Source organism: Nocardia sp. NBC_01503 (assembly GCF_036327755.1).
Classification (GTDB): Bacteria; Actinomycetota; Actinomycetes; order Mycobacteriales; family Mycobacteriaceae; genus Nocardia.
This window is the reverse complement of record NZ_CP109596.1, coordinates 1,897,751-1,917,872: the sequence shown is the minus strand read 5'-3', so window position 1 is coordinate 1,917,872 and position 20,122 is coordinate 1,897,751. Positions and strand designations below refer to the sequence as shown.

The following is a 20,122-nucleotide window of genomic DNA, read 5'->3' as shown; positions in this document are numbered from 1 at the left end:
TCCTGTACAAGCGCCAGTATCCAGTGAGGTGAAATGAGCACCAATCCTTTCGATGACGAAGACGGCCGGTTCTTCGTCCTGGTCAACGACGAGGAACAGCACTCCCTGTGGCCCGCATTCGCCGAGGTTCCGGCGGGCTGGCGGGTTGTGTTCGGTGAGGACTCGCGCGCCGCGTGCGTCGAGTACGTCGAGAAGAACTGGACGGATATGCGTCCGAAGAGCCTTCGTGATGCCATGGCCGCCGACGATGCGGCCCGTCAGGCGGCGCAGTCCTGACACAGAGCGGTTGACCAGATACTGCGCAGGAACGGTTCCGGAACGCGGTCGGTGGCGTCACGAGCGCCGCACGGCCGCTTTCGGTCCAGCTCAGTGATGTATCGATCGACCGGGACGTCGGCTTTTCCGCGCAGCCGACTTCCCCGGTTATGATGGCACCGATTTTTGAAAGGTCACCGTCCGCCTCCTTAGCTCAGTGGTAGAGCACCGCTCTTGTAAAGCGAAGGTCGTCAGTTCAATCCTGACAGGGGGCTCAACTCCGCCTCTCCGCGACTCTTGCCGGTCGTGGGGAGGCGGTTCCTTTTTGCACCGGGCCGGCGGTTGGGCACGGGGCCGGGTTTCGGGCGTACCCCGGGAGTCACCCCGACCGTTGCGAAATCAGTTGTCCCTTCGGCATTCGGGCTCCCAGGAAACTCCCAGGTTTGGTACAGGGAGTTCGACGATCCGGGCAGCAGTATGGGGTCATGACAGGTGTGCCCGGGTCCCGTGAAGCCGAAGCCAGAGTGCTGGTTGTCGATGATGAGCCGATGATCGTGGAGCTCCTGTCGGTGAGTCTGCGGTATCAGGGGTTCGAGGTGGCCACCGCCGGATCCGGGACCGAGGGGCTGGATCGGGCCAAGATGTTCCGGCCGGACGCCCTCATCGTCGATGTGATGATGCCGGGGATGGACGGGTTCGGGCTGCTGCGGCGACTGCGCGCCGACGGGATCGACGCACCCGTGCTCTTTCTGACCGCGCGCGACGAGGTCGAGGACAAGATCACCGGATTGACCCTCGGCGCGGACGATTACGTCACCAAACCGTTCAGCCTCGAAGAGGTGGTGGCGCGGCTGCGCGTGATTCTGCGCCGGGCCGGCCGCGCCGCGCCGGAGGAGAAGTCCTCGCGGCTGCGCTTCGCCGATATCGAACTCGACGACGACACCCACGAGGTGTGGAAGGCCGGGGAACCGGTTCCGTTGTCGCCCACCGAGTTCACGCTGCTGCGGTACTTCATGATCAACGCGGGCACGGTGCTGAGCAAACCGCGCATTCTGGATCACGTGTGGCGCTACGACTTCGGCGGAGAGGTGGGCGTGGTGGAGACCTATGTGTCCTATCTGCGCAAGAAGGTCGATACCGGACCCGATCGGCTCATCCACACCCTGCGCGGGGTCGGCTACGTCATGCGGGAGCCGCATCGCCGGTCGGCCGCTAAATGAGCCCACGCGCCCGGTTGTCGGATCGGCTCGCCGCGGTACCGCTGCGCACCACCCTCGCCCTGGCGCTGGTCTCGCTCGCGGGAATCGGGCTGCTGGTCTCCGGGATCGCGGTCACCACCCTCATGCGCGATGTGCTCATCGATCGCATCGACCGGCAGTTGAGCGAGGCCGCGCACAGCTGGGCCGCACCCGGAGCGCGTCGGCCCGAGACCCTGCCCGCACCACCGGCGGGTAAAGAGCGCCCGGCCGATCTGCTCTATGTGCAGGTACTGGATTCGAACGGACAGCTGACCCTGCACCTGGATGTCGGCACCGGACAGCCCGATGTGCCGGACGATCTCGGCCGGCACCCCATCACCGTCGGCTCCATCGGCAACTCCGGTGAGGAGTGGCGGGTCATGCGCCTCACCAATCAGAACGGCTCCAGCATTGTGGCGCTGCGCATGGATCAGACCCAGAGCATCCTGGATCGGCTCATCCTGCTGCAGGTGGTGATCGGGGCGCTGGTGATGGCGGCGCTCGCCATCGTCGCGCGACTGGTGATCCGGCGCAGTCTGCGACCGCTGGAGGAGGTGGAGCGCACCGCCGCCGCTATTGCCGGAGGGGACCTGCATCAGCGAGTTCCGGTGCGTAACAACGACACCGAGGTGGATCGGCTGTCGCAGTCGCTGAACACCATGCTCACCCAGATCCAGCAGGCGTTCGCCGCCACCGAGGCGTCCGAGGAGGGTGCGCGGCGCTCCGAGGCCAAGATGCGGCAGTTCGTCGCCGACGCCAGCCATGAACTGCGTACGCCGCTGACCACCATCAAGGGCTTCTCCGAGCTGTATCGGCAGGGCGCGATCACCGAACCCGAGCTGCTCATGGATCGCATCGAACGCGAATCCAAGCGGATGGGTCTGCTGGTCGAGGACCTGCTCATGCTGGCCCGACTGGACGCGCAGCGGCCGGTGGAGCGGCGGCCGGTGGATCTGCTCACCCTGGCCAGCGATGCGGTGCACAATGCCCGGGCACTCGCCGCGGTACAGCGGGGGGAAGGGCCCGAGCGCCCCATCGATCTGGAGATCCGTTCCGGCACCGGGACTTTGGAGATCACCGGGGATGAGACTCGGCTGCGGCAGATCCTGGCCAATCTGCTCAATAACGCGCTCGTGCACACCCCGCCCGAGGCCGCGGTCACCGTGCGGCTCACCCCCTCGACGGACGATGTACTGGTCGAGGTCGCCGATACCGGGCCCGGGCTCACGCCCGAGCAGGCCGAGCGGGTCTTCGAACGCTTCTATCGCACCGATGCCTCACGCAGCCGGGTCAGCGGCGGCACCGGATTGGGGCTCTCGATCGTGCGGGCACTGGTCACCGCGCACGGTGGCGAGGTATCGGTGACCAGTGCGCCGGGGGAAGGGACGACCTTCAGCGTGCGATTGCCGCGAACCGGTCAGTCCGGGACATTCGCGCCGTAACCCAGATCGCGCAGCGCCTGCTTGATCTTGGCCTGCGCCTCGTCCAGGGACTCCTTGCTCGGCTCGGTATCCGCACCGGTGATATCGAAGTCGCCGAGCTCGAACGCCGGGAAGACGTGCAGGTGCAGATGCGGCACCTCCAGACCCGCGATGAGCAGGCCCGCGCGCGGGGCATCCCAGGCGGCCCGCACCGCACGGCCGATCTTCTGGGCGACCCCGGTCATCCGGGCCATGGTCTCCGGATCGAGGTCCTGCCACTGGTCGATCTCCTTGCGCGGCACCACCAGCGTGTGCCCCTGCGTCACCGGCGCGATGGTGAGGAAGGCGACGAATTCATCGTCCTCCCAGACGAATCGGCCCGGCAGCTGACCTTCGATGATCATTGAGAAAACAGAAGCCATATTCGGCAGATTACGCGCGGTGGGTGAAGGCCGCCCCCGGCACCGCGAGCCCGGCCGCGGCGCGTCGGTCTGCCCGGCAGCGAGCCTGACAAGCGCGTAGTGCCGGACCAGCTGAGCGCTCCGACGGGATGCCGGTGCCCTCGCGCGCCGCGACGCCGGGTCCCCGCGTGGGATGTGATGGCGTGGCCCCGGTGCATGGCGCGCCGGATGTCAGGCGTGCCGCATCAGCACCCGACCGCACCTCGCGCGGAACCGCCGGGTGCACGTTGGTGCGCACGCTTTAAGCTGTCTGCCGTGCGCGTACTCGTCATCGGTTCCGGAGCCCGTGAACATGCCCTCGCCCTGGCCCTGCGCCGGGACCCGGCGGTGACCGAGGTATCGGTCGCGCCCGGCAACGCGGGGATCGCCCAGCATGTCGACGTGCGAGCCGTCGACCCCAGCTCCGGGGAAGAGGTGGCCGCGCTCGCCAAGGAGCTCGGCGTCGACCTCGTCGTGGTCGGACCCGAGGTGCCGCTGGTGCTCGGTGTCGCGGATGCGGTGCGAGCCGCCGGGATTCCGGCCTTCGGACCGTCCGCCGCGGCCGCGCGGATCGAAGGGTCCAAGGCCTTCGCCAAGGATGTGATGAACGCGGCGGGCGTGCGCACCGCGCACAGTGAGATCGTCGATCATCCGGGTGAGCTGGACGCGGCGCTGGATCGCTTCGGGCCGACCTGGGTCGTCAAGGATGACGGGCTGGCCGCGGGTAAGGGCGTCGTGGTGACGGCCGACCGGTCGGTCGCGCGCGAGCACGGGGCCGAACTGCTGGAGAACGGGCATCCGGTCCTGCTGGAATCCTTCCTGGACGGACCCGAGGTATCGCTGTTCTGCCTGGTCGACGGTGAGACCGTGGTGCCGCTGCTGCCCGCGCAGGATCACAAGCGCGTCGGCGACGGGGATACCGGGCCGAACACCGGCGGTATGGGCGCGTACACCCCGCTGCCGTGGCTGACCGATGCCACGCTGCGGTCCATTGTCGATGATGTGGTGAAACCCGTTGCGGCCGAAATGGTTCGGCGTGGCGTGCCGTTCAGCGGTCTGCTCTACGCCGGGCTCGCCGTCGGATCGGCCGGACCCGCGGTCATCGAATTCAATTGCCGCTTCGGCGATCCCGAGACCCAGGCGGTACTGGCGCTGCTGGACAGCCCGCTCGGCGAACTGCTCTACGCCACCGCCACCGGAACCCTGGCCGACGTGCAGGCGCCGCGCTGGAAGGACGGCGCGGCCGTCACCGTCGTGCTCGCCGCCGAGAACTACCCGGGGCGTCCGCGCTCCGGTGATGTCATCACCGGCGCCGAATCCTCCGGCACCGGAACCGAATCCGAGGTGCTGCACGCGGGAACCGCACTGCGCGAGGACGGTTCGATCGTCTCCTCCGGTGGTCGGGTGCTCGCCATCGTCGGCCAGGGCGCTGACCTGTCCGAGGCACGTAAGAACGCCTACGACCGCTTGGCCGGAATCAAGCTGCCCGGCGGCCACTTCCGCACCGATATCGCCCTGGCGGCGGTCGAGGGCCGGATCACCGTCCCCGAACCGGCGGTCTGACCCCTCGTCATCCCGGCATGCTTTCGGCCGGGATCCACACCATCGGCTGATGTGCGGCCAGTGTGGATCCCGGCCGAAAACGCGCCGGGATGACGGAGTCAGTTCAGCGAGATCCCACGCTGGGCCAGCCACGCCTGCGGGTCCACGTGCTGGCCGCTGATGATGATCTCGAAGTGCAGGTGCGGACCGGTGGAGTCGCCGCGATTGCCGATGCGGGCGATCTGCATACCCGCCGGGACGCGCTCGCCGACGGAGACGAAGAAGTCGTACATGTGCCCGTAGACGGAGATGGTGCCGTCATCGTGCCGGATGCGCACCCAGAGCCCGAAGCCCTGCGCCGGGCCCGCGTCGATGACCGTGCCCGCCGCCACCGCGTAGATGGGTGAGCCCAGCGGTCCCGCGATATCGATACCCGCGTGGAAAGTGCCCCAGCGCGAACCGAATCCGGAGGTGAACGCGCCCACCGCGGGTAGGACGAAGCCGCCGGCCCCGGGTAGTACGAAGCCCGGCGGCAGCGTGCCCGCCGGTGCCGGACCCGCCATCCAGGGCTGCTGTTCACCATTGACCGCGGCCGCCGCCTCCGCCTTGGCGCGCTCCAGCGTCGAGCGGGCCGCCGCGGCCACCACCGCCGACTCACGCAGTCGCTCACCATTGTTGATGGCGTCCAGATAGCGTTTCGCCGACTGCGCGGCGGTATGCACCTGGAGTGGATTGGCCACCGGAACCCGCAGCGCCACACCGGGTTCCACCGGTGCGTCGGTCGGAATCAGGCCCAGGCCGCTGTCCGCGGCCGCGAATACCAGCACCGCGGTCATCCCGCCGATCAGCACCCGATGCCGAACCGCCCAGGCGCGCGCCACCGGAGCCTGTCGCCGCATCTCGCCCTTGCCGCGCTGGACCAGCTCGTCGAGCTCGGCGCGGGATCGCGGTCGCTTCCCCCAGAATTCGAGGGCGTGATCCCGGACCACCGGCGCCTGCTCGCGCGCTCGGATCAGCGCCCGCGTCCCCGCCCGCGCGCCCCTGGCGAGTTGTGCGCGGGCGATCGTCGACGTCTTTCCCGGTGCGTCGAGTCGCAGCCGCACTCCGGGCAGAAAACTGTCCACGCCCGCCCGGAACTCGCGCCGCCCGGACTCCTGCGCATCGGTTCCGGACTCCTGTGCGTTCATTCCGGAGGTCGCGTTCGTTCCGGGGTGCGCGTTCGATCCGGAGTCAGGGTCTGTTCCGGGGTCCGGGTCAGTCCCGGTATCGGGGTCTGCGGTGGGCCGGGGGTCCTCGGCGGTGGATGGGGTTCGGTTCACCGCGGAGTGCGCGGTCGCATGGGTGTCGCTGTTCCCCGGTGGTGCGGCATCCCGGTGCTCTGCTGCCGAGTCCTCCTCGGTGGTCGTCGGTCCCCCCTGCATGCGAGCCTCCTCAGGCATTCCGGCGGCCATTGCCGGACAGGCGGGGGAGTTGGTGCTCTACCGTCTGTCGAGTGCGTATCGAATCTCGCCGGTCGACCATTCCACCTTTTTACGTGATGGATGTCTGGAAGGCAGCAGCTGAACGGGCCCGAACTCACGGGGATGTGCTGGTGCTGGCCGCCGGACAGCCCTCAACCCCCGCTCCGCGGGCGGTTTTGCGGGCCACCAAAGCGGCCATGGACTCCGAATTGCTGGGTTATACCGAGACATTCGGGATTCTGCCGCTGCGGGAGGCGATCGCGGAGCACCACCGGAGTACCTATGGCGTGCAGGTCAGCGCCGATGACGTGGTGGTGACGACCGGATCCTCGGGCGCGTTCACCCTGATCTTCCTGGCGGCCTTCGACGCCGGTGACACCGTGGTGGTGGCGCGACCGGGCTATCCGGCCTATCGCAATACGCTGACCGCGCTGGGCTGCGAGGTGATCGAGCTGGACTGCGGTCCCGAGACCCGATTCCAGCCGACCGTGGCCATGCTCGAGGCACTGCCCGAACCGCCCGCCGGATTGATCGTGGCGAGTCCGGCCAATCCGACCGGGACCATGATCGCCCCGGCCGAGCTGGCCGCGCTGGCGCGCTGGTGCGATGCGCACGGCACGCTGCTGATCTCGGACGAGATCTATCACGGCATCGTCTACGACACGGCGTTGTCTACAAGCACCGAGCCGACGTCCTCGGCGTGGGAGACCTCCCGGGAATCGATCGTCATCGGCTCGGTCTCGAAGTACTTCTCCATGACCGGTTGGCGACTCGGCTGGATGCTGGTCCCCGAGGGTATGCGCCCGGCCCTGCAACGCCTCGCCTCGAATATGACCGTCTGCCCGCCCGCCATTTCGCAGTACGCGGCCGTGCACGCCTTCGGAGCGGAGGCCAAGGCCGAACTCGACGGGCATGTGGCGCGCTATACCGCGAATCGGCAACTGCTGCTTTCGGGTTTGCCCAAGCTCGGTATCACCGATCTGGCTCCGGCGGACGGCGCGTTCTACGCGTACGCGGATATCGCGCACCTGACCGATGATTCGATGGCGTGGTGTACCGAGGTGCTCGATCGAACCGGGGTCGCGCTCGCGCCCGGTATCGACTTCGACACCGTGAACGGTGTTCATACCGTGCGGTTCTCGTTCGCCGGGGCGGGTGCCGATATCGAAGAAGCACTCGACCGGTTGGGACGATATCTGGCCTGAACGGCCCTGCGGAACGCACTTCGTAGGGAATAGGCACAGATCGCACAGATTCGGCACAGATGAACCGATGAGGACTGGCACGATTGCATCCGTGACCACTGCGACGACTCCGAAAGGCGAACGGCGTCGCCAAGCGCTGGTTTGTGCCGCCGCCGAGCTACTCCTCGAGGGTGGCTTCGAGGCGGTTCGGCACCGCTCGGTAGCGACGCGCGCGGAGCTACCGCTCGCGTCCACCACCTACTACTTCGAATCGCTGGAGGATCTGATCGCGCGCGCGGTCGAATTCTCCGGCAATGCCGAACTCGAGGCCATGCGCCGCCGCGTCGGTGAGGTGACCCATCGCCGCCGCGCCGCGGAGGCGACCGTGGATCTGGTGCTGGATCTGCTCGTCGGCCCCGAGCACGCCGACGCCGACGCCCGCGGCCAACTCATCGCCCGCTATGAGCGCTCGGTGGCCTCGGCCCGCCATCCGGAGCTACGCGAGGTCCAACTCCGACTACGCGCTCAGCTCGACGAGCTGCTGGCGGACGTGCTGCGCCGCTCCGACCGCATAGTCCGCCCGGAACAGGCCCGCAGACTCGTCGCGGTGGTCGACGGCGCGGTGGTGACCGCCCTCGGCGAGGCCGACCCCCAACCGCGGCGCATGGCCCGCGGCGCCCTCCTGGAAGTGATCGATATCGTCGCTCCCCCCACCTGATCGCCCCCGCCCAACATCCGTACACCCTCAAAGGACATGCTCCCCAAGGACATGCCCCCAAGGACATGCACTCCAAGTTCGCGGCCCGTCTCGGTTCTGGACTGAGCGGAGCGGAGGAGCGAAGCGGGGGAGCGGAGGGAGGGAAGAACCGAGACTTCGGGGGCCGCGAACCGCCCGGAGCGAAGCGGAGGGCAAAATAGACACAGTGAGCTTTGTGCCGAACGTCCTCGCCACCCGTTACGCCAGCCCCGAGTTGGTTCGCCTGTGGTCGCCGGAGAACAAGATCGTTCTCGAGCGGCGGCTGTGGCTGGAGGTGCTGCGGGCGCAGGCCGAGCTCGGGATCGATGTGCCCACGGGGGTCGTCGAGGATTATGAGCGCGTCATCGATCAGGTCGATCTGGCCTCGATCGCCGAGCGCGAGCGGGTCACCCGGCACGATGTGAAGGCCCGCATCGAGGAGTTCAACGCCCTCGCCGGACATGAGCATGTGCACAAGGGCATGACCTCGCGCGACCTCACCGAGAATGTCGAGCAGCTGCAGATCCGGCTCTCGCTGGAGCATGTGTACGCGCACGGTGTCGCCATCGCGGCGCGGCTGGCCGAGCGGGCCGCGGAGTATCAGTCCCTGGTCATGGCCGGTCGCTCGCACAATGTGGCGGCGCAGGCCACCACGCTGGGCAAGCGTTTCGCCTCGGCCGCGGACGAACTGCTGATCGCGCTCACCCGGCTGCGGGAGCTCATCGACCGCTATCCGCTGCGCGGTATCAAGGGTCCGATGGGCACCGCGCAGGACATGCTGGATCTACTCGACGGTGATGCCGCCAAACTGGCGCAGCTGGAGCAGAAGGTGTCGCACCACCTCGGCTTCAAGAATGTCTTCACCAGCGTCGGCCAGGTGTACCCGCGCTCGCTGGATCATGACGTGATCTCCACACTGGTCCAGATCGGCGCCGGCCCTTCGTCTTTCGCGCACACCATTCGCCTGATGGCCGGGCATGAACTGGTCACCGAGGGTTTCCAGAAGGGGCAGGTCGGCTCGTCGGCCATGCCGCACAAGATGAACACCCGCTCGGCCGAGCGGGTGAACGGCCTGCAGGTGATCCTGCGCGGTTACGGCTCCATGGCCGCCGAGTTGGCGGGCGCGCAGTGGAACGAGGGCGATGTCTTCTGCTCGGTGATCCGCCGGGTCGCGCTGCCGGACGCCTTCTTCGCCATCGACGGCATGATGGAGACCTTCCTGACCATTCTGGCCGAGTTCGGCGCCTACCCGGCCGTCATCGACCGTGAGCTGAACCGCTACCTGCCGTTCCTGGCCACCACCCGGCTGCTGATGGCCGCTGTGCGGGCCGGTGTGGGCCGGGAGACCGCGCACGAGGTCATCAAGGAGCATGCGGTCGCGGTGGCGCTGGCCATGCGTGAGCAGGGCCGTGAGCCCGATCTGCTGGATCGTCTGGCCGCCGATGACCGGATGCCGCTGGATCGCGCCGCGCTCGAGGCCGCGCTGGAGGATCGTTCGGCCTTCATCGGCGCGGCCGAGGCGCAGACCGCGGAGGTCATCGCGCAGGTGCAGAAGCTGGTCTCGGCGCATCCGGAGGCGGCCCGCTACACCCCGGCTCCGATTCTGTAGCGGCGCAACTAGTCTCGGGGCGTGAATCCGTACACGATTTTCTCCGAGATCATCGCCGGGCAGGCCGAGGCCAGCAAGGTGTACGAGGACGATGATGTCCTGGCGTTCATGGATATTCGCCCCGTGACGCCGGGACATCTGCTGGTGATTCCCAAGATTCCGGCGCGCAGTCTGGCGGAGCTGGATCCGGCCCTGGGCGGCAAGCTGTTTCAGGTCGGGCAGCGCTTGGCGGCGGCGCTGCGCGCATCCGAGGTGAACTGCGACGGCGTGAATTTCTTCCTGGCCGACGGGGTGACGGCGGGCCAGGAGGTTTTCCATGTGCATCTGCATGTGATTCCGCGTACGCCGGGCGATGGTTTCGGCCTGCGTGCGCGGCCCACCTCACCGCGCCGCGCGGACCTGGATTACCTGGCCGGATCTATTCGTGGCGTGTTGAATCGAGAACCTGGTAATTCATAGCTGATTGGCATTAACATATGCGAACCGATTGGTTTGCCAAGGACGCGCCAAAGACCGAATATTCCTCGCGGTTGCTGCCACTCGAGTTACGTTGGAAATCGATTGTGGTGGGCTGATGGAGGTGAGGCCATGCGTAGAAGTATTGTTGCCGCAGCGGTTTTCGCGTTCGCCGCGGGTTTGCTCGGTCCGGTGCTGGCGCCGCCGGTTACCGCTCATGCCGCGCAGGTGGTGCGGGTCGACGAATTGAATGCGAACCGCTCCGCGCTCTTCATCGATTCCCCGGCCATGGGCCGGACGATCCAGGTGCAGGTCCTGCACCCGGCCGGTGGCGGGGAACGCGCCAGCTACTACCTCCTGGACGGTCTGGACCCGGGGGCGACCCAGAGCACCTGGACCAATGCCACCGACGCCGAACCCTTCTTCCGCGGTAAGAACGTGAATGTGGTGCTGCCCATGGGCGGCCAGGCCAGCTACTACACCGACTGGGCCGCCGACGATCCGCGTTTCGGCCGGTACAAGTGGGAAACCTTCCTGACCGCGGAGCTGCCGCCGATCATCGACGACTACTTCGCCGGTAACGGGGTGAACGCCATCGGCGGACTCTCCATGGGTGGTGTGGCGGCCTTCTCGCTCGCGGTACGGCATCCGGAGCTCTATCGCGCCGTCGCCGGCTACAGCGCCTGCCCCGACCTCAACATCGCGCAGGGCGCGATCCTGTTCTCCATCGCGAATCGCGGTGGTAATCCGTTCAATATGTGGGGTGGGCCCGGCGATCCGGCCTGGGCCGCGCACAATCCGGCGCTCATGGCCGATCGGCTGCGCGGTAAGACCATCTACCTCTCCACCGGCACCGGACTGCCCGGCCCGCACGAGTTGGAGATCAAACCGCAACTGCCGGAGAACATCTTCTTCGGCGGGCCCATCGAACTCGGTGTGAACGCATGTGTGAATTCGTTCGCGGGGCATCTGAAGGATCTGAATATTCCGGCGATCGTGGATTACAGCCCGGTGGGCACGCATTCGTGGTCGTATTGGCAGGACACGCTGCATGAATCCTGGCCGACCATCGGCGGGGCGATCGGCGCCTGAATCATTTTCCGGGACGGTTGAATTCGCCGTCCTTGGCCCCGGCGACGAAGGCGCGCCACTCGCCGGGGGTGAAGACCAGCACCGGTCCATCCGGATTGCGGGAGTCGCGCAGGCCGATGTTTCCGCTGGCCAGAAAGGCGATTTCGACACCCTCGGTGCTGTCGTCGCCGCGCCGCCAGACGGCGTCGGACTCGATCTCGCGGTTCTTCGCCGCGGCGGGTGAAGAGACGGACTCGGCTTCCACTTCGAACTCCCTATACGCCGGGTACTGGTCGGTGATGTAGATCGCACTCATAATGCCAGGGTTTGCGGAGCCTGCGGATCGGATATTCCATTCTGTGTCCGCGGAAGGAGGTATGTGGTGCGCACGCCATGGTCAGAACAGCGAGCAGCTCCCATCTCCGACAGCTGTGATGTGGTGCCGGAGCGGTTCAACGCCGAACTGGCGCAAAGCATTCTGAGTGTGCATAGAAGCTGTCCGACCGATCAGTGCGCCCGGCGCAAGGCGGCGGTCTTCTTCCTGTACGACCAGGCCCGGCATCGGGTCCCGTCGCGTACGCGACGGCGGTAGCTCAGCGACGTAGCAGACGTCGGGGCAGAACAAGAGTGTCGAGCCGCTCCGGAGTGACCCCGGAGCGGGCTCACCACTAACGTTGTCCCTATGGCTCTGGACAGCAGTGGTAGCGCGATATCGAATTCCGGCCCGGTGGTGACCGCGCCGATTGCCAAGCGGGTGCCGAGCGAGCGTGTGCACCACGGCGATGTCTTCGTCGACGAGTACGAATGGCTGCGGGATAAGAAGGACCCCGAGGTCATCGCGTATCTGGAGGCGGAGAACGCCTATACCGAGGCGCAGACCGAGAAGTTGCGGCCGCTGCGGGAGAAGATCTACGACGAAATCAAGGCCCGTACCCAGGAGACCGATCTGTCGTTGCCCACTCGAATGGGCGACTACTGGTACTTCTCGCGCACCTTCGAGGGTAAGCAGCACGGTGTGGCCTGCCGCTGCCCCATCGCGGACAAGGACGACTGGAATCCGCCGGAGTTGGCGGCCGGAGTCGAGATTCCGGGCGAAGAGGTGCTGCTGGACGCCAATGAGCTGGCCGAGGGGTACGACTTCTTCGCCCTGGGCGCCTACTCGCTGACCGATGCGGGCGACATGCTCGCCTATTCGGTCGATACCGAAGGCGATGAGCGCTTCACCCTGCGCATCAAGGATTTGCGCACCGGCGAACTGCTTCCGGAGGAGATCTCCGGCATCGCGCACGGCGCGACCTGGTCGCTGGATGGCACGCACATCTTCTATCAGACGGTGGACGATGCCTGGCGCGCCGACAGTGTGTGGCGCCACCGGATCGGTACCGACCGGTCTGCCGATGTGCGGGTGTTCCACGAGCCCGACGCGGCCTTCTCGGTCGGAATCGGTGCGACGCATTCCAAGCGATTCCTGGTCATCGGGGTCAGCTCCAAGATCACCACGGAAGAGTGGATTCTGGAGGCGGACAACCCCGAAGGCGACTTCCGCGTCATTCTGCCGCGCCGCGAGGGCGTGGAGTACGGCACCGAGCACGCGGTGATCGGCGGCGAGGACAAGCTGCTCATCCTGCACAACGATGTGGTCGACGGTGTGAAGGCGGTCAATTCCGTACTCGCGGTCGCGCCGCTGCACGATCCGGCCGATATGACCGTGCTCATTCCGCACCGGGACGATGTGCGCCTGGAGAGTATCGACGCCTTCTCCGACAAGCTGGTGCTCGGCTACCGCCGGGAGGCGCTGCCGCGAGTCGCGGTGTGGCCGTTGACCTCCGAGGGTTTCGGCGAGTTGAAGGATATCGACTTCGATCTCGCACTCTTCTCCGCCGGGCTGAGCAGTAACCCCGAATGGGAGCAGCCCATGCTGCGCATCGGGGTCACCTCGTTCATCACGCCCACCCAGGTCTTCGATTATCTGCCCGAGACCGGCGAGATGATCCTGCGCAAGGAGCAAGTGGTGCTCGGCGGCTACAAGGCCGAAGACTATGTGCAGCAGCGGGATTGGGCGGTCGCCGCGGACGGCACCCGGGTGCCGATCTCGCTGGTGCGGCGTAAGGATGCGCCGGCGGGTGCGAAACCCACGCTGCTGTACGGCTATGGCTCCTACGAGGCGGCCATGGACCCGTACTTCTCGGTGCCGCGACTGTCGCTGCTGGATCGCGGCATGGTGTTCGCGGTCGCGCATGTGCGCGGCGGCGGCGAGATGGGCCGGCTCTGGTACGACAACGGCAAAATGCTCAGCAAGAAGAACACCTTCACCGATTTCATCTCCGTGGCACAGCATTTGGTCGATACCGGGGTGACCGCGCCCGATCGTCTGGTGGCGGACGGCGGTAGCGCGGGCGGGCTGCTGATGGGCGCGGTGGCGAATATGGCGCCGGAGCTGTTCAGCGGCATTCTCACCAGTGTGCCGTTCGTGGATCCGCTGACCTCGATCCTGGATCCGTCCCTGCCGCTCACCGTCACCGAATGGGACGAGTGGGGTAATCCCTTGGCGGACAAGGAGGTCTACGACTACATGAAGACCTACGCGCCGTACGAGAATGTGGTGGCCCAGGACTATCCGGCGATTCTGGCCATCACCGGGCTCAATGACACCCGGGTGCTGTACGTGGAACCGGCCAAGTGGGTCGCGAAACTGCGCGCCACCAAAACCGGTCACTCCCAGGTGCTGCTCAAGACGGAGATGACCGCGGGCCACGGCGGTGTCAGCGGGCGCTATGAGAAGTGGAAGGAAATCGCCTTCGAATGGGCCTGGCTGCTGGACACCGTCGGGCTCGCCGACGCCTGATCCCAGGTATGAGAAGGGGTTCGGGGACCGAGTCCCCGAACCCTTCTACCTGGTTACGTGTGCGTGAGGTGGGAGCGATCGGCGCTGGGCCCCAGCGCCTTCGCTTTCACCGCATCCGAGGGTATCCAGGAGGGTTTCTTCATCCGTTCGATGATCATCGGGATGAGGCTGAACACGATGGCGCCGCCCGCGACCAGGCCGATATAGGTCGCCTTATTGCCGATGGGCAGTTGCGACGGCGGCACGAACGCCAGCACGAACGCGAAAGCCACCGCCAGGAAACCGATTCCGGCGAACAACCAGATTCCGGCCTTGCCGCCCGGAATCTTGAAGGCGCGCGGTAGCTCCGGCCGGCTGTAGCGCAGCCGGATGGCGGCGGCGTACATGAACATGTAGATGATCAGGTACAGGCTCACCGCCATGGCCGAGATCAGGAAGAACGCCGAGCTGACATCGTCCATGAACAGGTAGATCGAGGACAGCGCGGTCACGATGACGCCCTGGATGACCAGGATATTGACCTGTACGCCACGGTTGTTCACCTGCTGCAGCATCGGCGGCAGCATGCCGTCGTGCGCGGTGGCGAGCACACCGCGGCTGGGGCCCATGATCCAGGCGAGCACGCCCGCGAGCGCGCCGTAGGCGATCAGCGCGGCGAGTACGCGCACCGGCCAGGCGGAGTGCGTCATCTCGGTGAAGCCGATCGAAAAGGCGTCGAACACACCGGTATTGAGGTTCATCGTCTTATAGGGCACGATGCCCGCGACCGCGAGCGCGCCCAGGGTGAAGATGGCGAACGCGGTGACGGCCGCGATCATGATGGCCGCGGGATATCCCTTGGCCGGATCCTTCAACTCCATGGCGTGCACGCCCTGCGCCTCGACGCCCGCGAAATTCAGCAGAATGCCCGCCAGGAAGGCCAGCCCGGACAGGCCCGCGATATACGGGAAGAAGCGCGGGGAATCATGTCCCTCGACCACTTCGGTGACCGCGGGGTCGGCGGTGTGCTCCCAGCCGACGGAGTGCCCGGTGCTGAGCCACCAGATGAACACCGCCACCAGCAGCAGTCCCGGCAGCGCCGTCCCGAGCAGGAAGCCCGCACGAGTCACCTTGAGCGCGAACTGATTACTGACGAATGCCACCAGCGTGCACAGCCAGAACGCGGCGATCGCGAAGATGCCGACGAAGATGTGGTTGTTCGCCAGATCCGGCCGGTCGGCGGCGAAGGCCACACCGGCCGCGGCGAAACTCATACCGGTGGGATAGAAGACGATCACCTGAATCCAGGACAGGAAGATGATCCAGAAGCCGACCTTCTTCCCGAAGGCCCCGCTGATCCAGGCGTAGAGACCGCCGGCCTGCCTACCGAACGCGCTACCCAGTTCCGCGGCGACGAGTCCCGCCGGAATCAGGAACAGGAGGGTGGAGAAGCCGATGTAGAAGAACATCGTCAACTCTTCCTCGGCCATCATGGGCAGGCCGCGCAGCGAGGTGACAATCGATGCGGCGGTGGTGAATCCGAGCGCGGAGACGCTGAGGTACCTGACCGGAGTCGCCCGATGCGCGCCGCCCACTACTTCTTACCCTTCGCCGCGACGGGGTGGGTCTCGGCGTCCTCGGTGGGCACAGCGGGCGTGGCATTGTGGGTGAAGCCGCCCGCCTCCTCCCGGGTGAGCGACGTGGTGAGCGGGTGCGCGTTGAGCTGCTTGAGGCAGCGCATGAGGTCCGCGAGCAGCAGATCGGCCATATCGAGGGTGAAACCGTGCCGCAGCACCGCGCGCATGATGGTCTCGTCATCGCGGTCGGCGGGCAGCGGATACGCGGCGATGAGCCAGCCGCGGGTGCGCAGTTTGTCGGACAGGTCGTAGAGGTTGAAGGTGCGCTCGCCCTTCAATTTCCACGAGACGGCGGTGATACCGCGGTTGGGATCGCCGTCGTGGATCATTTCGAAGAGTCCGGTATCGGTCAGACCGTTCGCGAGATGCTGTGCGGCACGGTAGATCTCGTACTGCACCTGGGCGTAGCCGGTGCGGCCGAGCCGGATGAAGTCGTAGTACTGGGTGATGACCTGCCCACCCGGCCGGGAGAAATTGAGATTGAAGGTGGCCATGGAGCCGCCGAGATAATCGACATTGAAGATGAGCTCCTTGGGCAGATCGGCGGCGGTGCGCCAGATGGCCCAGCCCGCGCCCAGCGGGGCGAGTCCGGTCTTGTGGCCGGAGGCATTGATGGATTTCACCCGGGGCAGCCGGAAGTCCCACACCACCTCGGGCGCGCAGAACGGGGCCAGGAAGCCACCACTCGCCGCATCGACGTGAATGGGGATGTCGAGTCCGGTCTCGCGCTCCAGTTCGTCCAGGGCCCTACTGATTCCGGCCACGTCCTCGAACAGGCCGGTGAAGGTCTGTCCGAAGGTGGGCACCACCATGATGGTGTTCTCATCGCAGTAGGCGGCCACATCGTCCGGGTGCATGGTGAGTTTGTCTCCGCGCAGCGGGATCTGCCGGATCTCCACATCGAAGTAGCGGGCGAACTTCTCCCAGCACACCTGGACCGGACCGCAGACGAAATTGGGGATGCCGGTGCCACCGCGCTTGCGCCAGCGGAATTTCGCGGCCAGCCCGCCGAGCATGGCGGCCTCGCTGGAGCCGGTGGTTGAGGTGCCGAGGGTCTTCATGGCATCGGGGGAGTGCCAGAGGTCGGCGACCATACGCACACAGCGCTGTTCGAGTTCGGCGGTCTGCGGGTATTCGTCCTTGTCGACAATGTTCTTGTCGAGGGATTCGTTCATGAGCCGGCGGGCCTGGTCGTCGATCCAGGTGGTGCAGAAGGTCGCCAGATTCATTCGAGAGACCCCGTCGAGCATCAGTTCGTCATGCACGATCTCGTACGCCACCTGCGCGAACATCTCGGCGACCGGGAATCCGGCCTTGGGGGCGCTGCGGCGCAGGCCGGGCATGGCGAAGAGATCATCGGATTCCGGATTGCCGCTCATTTAGCCTCCCAGAGATGGTTGCTGAACGATTACTATTCAGCTCCATGGACTATCAGAATGTCATAGGACAGGTGATGTCCGCCGCAGCGCCACACATCGGTGAAGGTGCGGTCGCCGATTACATTCCGGGTCTGGCCGCAGTCGATCCCAAACAGTTCGGCATTGCCGTCGCCACCGCCGAAGGGCAGGTCTACGGCGATGGTGACGTGGGGGTTCCCTTTGCGATAGAGAGTATTTCCAAGGTTTTCGCGCTCGCGCTGGTGTTGTCGCGCAAGGGCACCGTCATCTGGGATCGGGTGCGGCGGGAGCCCTCGGGTATGCCGTTCAATGACCTCATCGAGCTGGAGTTGGAGCGGGGGATTCCGCGTAACCCGTATATCAACCCCGGTGCAATTGTGGTAGCTGATCAATTGCTGTTCGATACCGGCGATGCCGTTGCCGCACTGCGGGATCTCTTCCGCGCCGAGACCGGAAACCGGGCCCTCGATGTCGACAGCGTCATTGCCGAATCCGAACTGCGCAGCGGTGAACGCAATCGCGCCATCGGCTATCTCATGTCCAGTTTCGGCAATATGCGCAATCCGGTGGAGTTGGCGCTGGACCACTATTTCCGGCAGTGCTCGTTCGACATCACCTGTACCGAGTTGGCCAAGGCCGGACTCCTGGTCGCCCGGCACGGCCTGCGTGCCGACGGCAGCCGTTTGCTGGAACGCGCGGATGCTCGCCATCTCACCGCGCTCATGACCACCTGCGGCACCTATGACGCGGCGGGTGAGTTCGCCTACCGGGTCGGATTGCCGTGCAAGAGTGGGGTCGGCGGCGCGATCCTGGCCGTCGTACCCGATCGCTGCTCGATTGCTGTCTGGGGCCCCGGCCTCGACCCGAAGGGTAATTCGGTTACCGGTGGGGTCGCGCTGGAGGCATTCGCGCGCGCCACCGGGTTCTCGGTGTTCTGACGAACCAACGGGAGGCGGATCATGGCAAGCACGACCACTACGGTCGCGAAAGGTACTGCCACCAAATACATCTCGTGGGTGACCCTGGCGCTCATGACCACCAGCTCGGTGGCGAGTCTGCGCTCCTCGCCCACCATGGCCGTGTACGGGCTGGCGTGTGTATTCCTGTACCTGCTGCCCGCGCTGTTGTTCCTGCTGCCGACGGCTTTCGTCGCAGCCGAGCTGGCCTCGGGATGGGCTGGCGGGGTGTACAAGTGGGTCGGTGAGGGGCTGTCCCAGCCCATGGGGTTCCTGGCGGTGTGGTGTCAGTTCGCCATGACCATCTTCTACTATCCGAGCCTATTGGCCTATGTGGCAAGCACTTTCGCCTACATCATCAATCCGTCGCTGGCGGCCGACGGCACCTATGTGGCCATCGTCATCATCGTCATCTATTGGGCGGGCGTATTCGTCTCCTCGCAGGGCACCAAAACCGTTGCGGGACTGTCGAGTATGGGGCTGATCATCGGCACGCTGATCCCGGGTGTGCTGCTGGTGGTGCTCGGCCTGGTCTTCCTGGCGCAGGGCAATCCGTCGGCCGCGCCCATGGATGCCGGGCATCTGCTGCCCGCCTGGACCGGACTGGCCAGCCTGGTGCTCATCGTCAACAACTTCCTGTCCTATGCGGGCATGGAGATGAACGCGGTGCACGTATCCACGCTGCAGGATCCGGGGAAGGAGTATCCGAAGGCCATGGCGCTGGCGGTGGCCCTGGTGCTGGTCATCTTCATCGTGCCCGCCGTGGTGATCAGCTGGGTGGTGCCGTCGCAGAATCTGAGCCTGACCGCCGGTGTCATGCAGGCGTTCGACGGTTTCTTCAATCACTTCCACATCGGTTTCCTGACACCGATTCTGGGCGTCATGCTGGTGGCGGCGGCGCTGGGCGGCATGCTCACCTGGCTGGCCGGACCGTCCAAGGGGCTGCTGCTCATCGGGCGCAAGGAGGGGTATCTGCCGCCCGTCCTGACCCGGGTGAACAAGCATGGGGTGCAACAGAACATGCTGGTCGCGCAGGGTGTGGTGACCACGCTGCTGGCCCTGCTCTATGCCTTCATTCCGGATGTCTCCAGTGCGTACTGGATTCTGTCGGTGATCACCACACAGGTGTATCTGATCATGTACGTGCTCATGTTCGCCGCGGCTATCCAGTTGCGGCGCAAGCAACCCGATCATCCGCGCGGGTATCGCGCGCCCGCGCTCATCGCACTCTGCGGGCTCGGGACGGTCTCGTCCATCGCGGCGTTCCTCATCGGCTTCGTACCGCCCTCGCAGTACGGCAGCGGAGGGGCGCTCGGATATGTGCTGCTCATCGGGCTCGGTATGGGCGTGGTCGGCCTGCTGATTCCGTTCCTGTTCTTCAAGTTCCGCAAACCGGGCTGGAAGATCGCGGTCCCCGAGGAGGCGCTGGCATGACCGAGGTCGAGATCGAACAGCTGGAAGGGGCCTCCGCGCGATCCCGGCGGATCGTCTACTGGTCGGTGGCGGTGGTACTGGTGGCCATCGCGGTGGCCGGGGTGATCATCTTCCGGGAGGACCGCGACAGCGATGCGGCGCTGCGCAAGGCGCAAGTACTCCAATCTCGGTTACTGGAGGAGGGATTGGCCGCACCCGATCCGCGGGTGATCGCGGATTCGCTCGGCGAGGACGGCGGCCTGGTCTGTTCGGATCCGAGTTCGCCACTCATCAAGGCCAGGTATCAGGCGTCCATCAGCAATGGGGCCAGCGGGCCGGGGAGCCGGCCGGTCATCGCCGACGCCCAGATCTTCACCGCGACCGCGCTCGCCATCGAGATCTACTGTCCCGACCGGCTTGCCGCCTATCTGGAAGAGACCGGAACACTGCGCAAGGGTGACACAGTCAAGAGCGATCGCTGAT

At 66.0% G+C, this 20,122-nt stretch carries 18 protein-coding genes and 1 tRNA gene; 14 read left to right on the top strand and 5 right to left on the bottom strand.

Annotation, left to right across the window (positions count from 1 at the left end):
* Positions 1-33 precede the first annotated feature (33 nt).
* The 4 genes from OHB26_RS08525 to OHB26_RS08510 all read left to right on the top strand — a co-directional run bounded on the left by OHB26_RS08525 (position 34) and on the right by OHB26_RS08510 (position 2,935).
* On the top strand, positions 34-276 hold the full coding sequence (locus OHB26_RS08525; protein WP_019931522.1) for an MbtH family protein: 243 nt from the start codon (positions 34-36) through the stop codon (positions 274-276).
* Positions 277-458: 182 nt separating this feature from the next.
* Positions 459-530: transfer RNA gene (locus OHB26_RS08520), tRNA-Thr, on the top strand.
* Between the two features lie 210 nt (positions 531-740).
* Positions 741-1,475, top strand: coding sequence for a response regulator transcription factor (locus OHB26_RS08515; protein ID WP_330183656.1), 735 nt, complete (start codon positions 741-743; stop codon positions 1,473-1,475).
* Positions 1,472-2,935, top strand: a complete 1,464-nt coding sequence (locus OHB26_RS08510) for a sensor histidine kinase (RefSeq protein ID WP_330183655.1) — start codon at positions 1,472-1,474, stop codon at positions 2,933-2,935. Before OHB26_RS08515 ends, OHB26_RS08510 begins: the two co-directional genes overlap by 4 nt.
* Here the strand turns inward: OHB26_RS08510 and OHB26_RS08505 are convergent.
* Positions 2,911-3,336, bottom strand: a complete 426-nt coding sequence (locus OHB26_RS08505) for an HIT family protein (RefSeq protein WP_330183654.1) — start codon at positions 3,334-3,336, stop codon at positions 2,911-2,913. The two genes, OHB26_RS08510 and OHB26_RS08505, sit on opposite strands and share 25 nt — an antisense overlap.
* Before the next feature lie 294 nt (positions 3,337-3,630).
* Between OHB26_RS08505 and purD the strand changes: the two genes are divergently transcribed.
* Positions 3,631-4,917 (top strand): phosphoribosylamine--glycine ligase, encoded by a 1,287-nt coding sequence (gene purD, locus OHB26_RS08500; RefSeq protein WP_330183653.1) that lies wholly within the window; start codon positions 3,631-3,633, stop codon positions 4,915-4,917.
* Positions 4,918-5,015: 98 nt separating this feature from the next.
* Here the strand turns inward: purD and OHB26_RS08495 are convergent, their stop codons facing one another.
* Positions 5,016-5,795 carry a M23 family metallopeptidase gene (locus OHB26_RS08495; protein ID WP_330185541.1) on the bottom strand — a complete coding sequence of 260 codons (780 nt, stop codon included), beginning with the start codon at positions 5,793-5,795 and terminating at the stop codon, positions 5,016-5,018.
* 593 nt (positions 5,796-6,388) lie between these two features.
* On the opposite strand from OHB26_RS08495, the gene OHB26_RS08490 reads away from it, so the two are divergent.
* From OHB26_RS08490 to OHB26_RS08470, 5 genes are all read left to right on the top strand, one after another.
* The gene (locus OHB26_RS08490; protein WP_330183652.1) at positions 6,389-7,561 is read left to right on the top strand and encodes a pyridoxal phosphate-dependent aminotransferase; all 1,173 of its coding nucleotides are present in this window, start codon (positions 6,389-6,391) and stop codon (positions 7,559-7,561) included.
* Positions 7,562-7,652: 91 nt separating this feature from the next.
* Positions 7,653-8,258: a TetR/AcrR family transcriptional regulator gene (locus OHB26_RS08485; RefSeq protein ID WP_330183651.1), complete on the top strand. Its 606-nt coding sequence runs from the start codon at positions 7,653-7,655 to the stop codon at positions 8,256-8,258.
* Between the two features lie 205 nt (positions 8,259-8,463).
* Positions 8,464-9,885: an adenylosuccinate lyase gene (purB, locus tag OHB26_RS08480; RefSeq protein WP_330183650.1), complete on the top strand. Its 1,422-nt coding sequence runs from the start codon at positions 8,464-8,466 to the stop codon at positions 9,883-9,885.
* Positions 9,886-9,906: 21 nt separating this feature from the next.
* Positions 9,907-10,344 carry an HIT family protein gene (locus tag OHB26_RS08475; RefSeq protein ID WP_330183649.1) on the top strand — a complete coding sequence of 146 codons (438 nt, stop codon included), beginning with the start codon at positions 9,907-9,909 and terminating at the stop codon, positions 10,342-10,344.
* A 129-nt stretch (positions 10,345-10,473) separates the two neighbouring features.
* A complete protein-coding gene (locus OHB26_RS08470; protein WP_330183648.1) occupies positions 10,474-11,433 on the top strand; it encodes an alpha/beta hydrolase in 960 nt (319 codons plus the stop codon).
* A 1-nt stretch (position 11,434) separates the two neighbouring features.
* Here OHB26_RS08470 and OHB26_RS08465 read toward each other — a convergent pair whose 3' ends face one another.
* Positions 11,435-11,728, bottom strand: a complete 294-nt coding sequence (locus tag OHB26_RS08465; protein WP_330183647.1) for a DUF397 domain-containing protein — start codon at positions 11,726-11,728, stop codon at positions 11,435-11,437.
* 366 nt (positions 11,729-12,094) lie between these two features.
* Between OHB26_RS08465 and OHB26_RS08460 the strand changes: the two genes are divergently transcribed.
* The gene (locus tag OHB26_RS08460; protein ID WP_330183646.1) at positions 12,095-14,257 is read left to right on the top strand and encodes a S9 family peptidase; all 2,163 of its coding nucleotides are present in this window, start codon (positions 12,095-12,097) and stop codon (positions 14,255-14,257) included.
* A gap of 53 nt (positions 14,258-14,310) precedes the next feature.
* Here the strand turns inward: OHB26_RS08460 and OHB26_RS08455 are convergent, their stop codons facing one another.
* Both OHB26_RS08455 and OHB26_RS08450 read right to left on the bottom strand, forming a co-directional pair.
* A complete protein-coding gene (locus tag OHB26_RS08455; protein ID WP_330183645.1) occupies positions 14,311-15,831 on the bottom strand; it encodes an amino acid permease in 1,521 nt (506 codons plus the stop codon).
* Positions 15,831-17,252, bottom strand: coding sequence for a glutamate decarboxylase (locus tag OHB26_RS08450; RefSeq protein WP_330183644.1), 1,422 nt, complete (start codon positions 17,250-17,252; stop codon positions 15,831-15,833). The genes OHB26_RS08455 and OHB26_RS08450 overlap by 1 nt, the downstream gene beginning before the upstream one ends.
* 44 nt (positions 17,253-17,296) lie before the next feature.
* Between OHB26_RS08450 and OHB26_RS08445 the strand changes: the two genes are divergently transcribed.
* From OHB26_RS08445 to OHB26_RS08435, 3 genes are read left to right on the top strand one after another with little or no spacing between them, the layout of a single operon-like run.
* Positions 17,297-18,208 carry a glutaminase gene (locus OHB26_RS08445; RefSeq protein WP_330183643.1) on the top strand — a complete coding sequence of 304 codons (912 nt, stop codon included), beginning with the start codon at positions 17,297-17,299 and terminating at the stop codon, positions 18,206-18,208.
* Between the two features lie 21 nt (positions 18,209-18,229).
* Positions 18,230-19,660: an APC family permease gene (locus tag OHB26_RS08440; protein ID WP_330183642.1), complete on the top strand. Its 1,431-nt coding sequence runs from the start codon at positions 18,230-18,232 to the stop codon at positions 19,658-19,660.
* On the top strand, positions 19,657-20,121 hold the full coding sequence (locus tag OHB26_RS08435; RefSeq protein WP_330183641.1) for a hypothetical protein: 465 nt from the start codon (positions 19,657-19,659) through the stop codon (positions 20,119-20,121). Before OHB26_RS08440 ends, OHB26_RS08435 begins: the two co-directional genes overlap by 4 nt.
* Position 20,122: the final 1 nt, after the last annotated feature.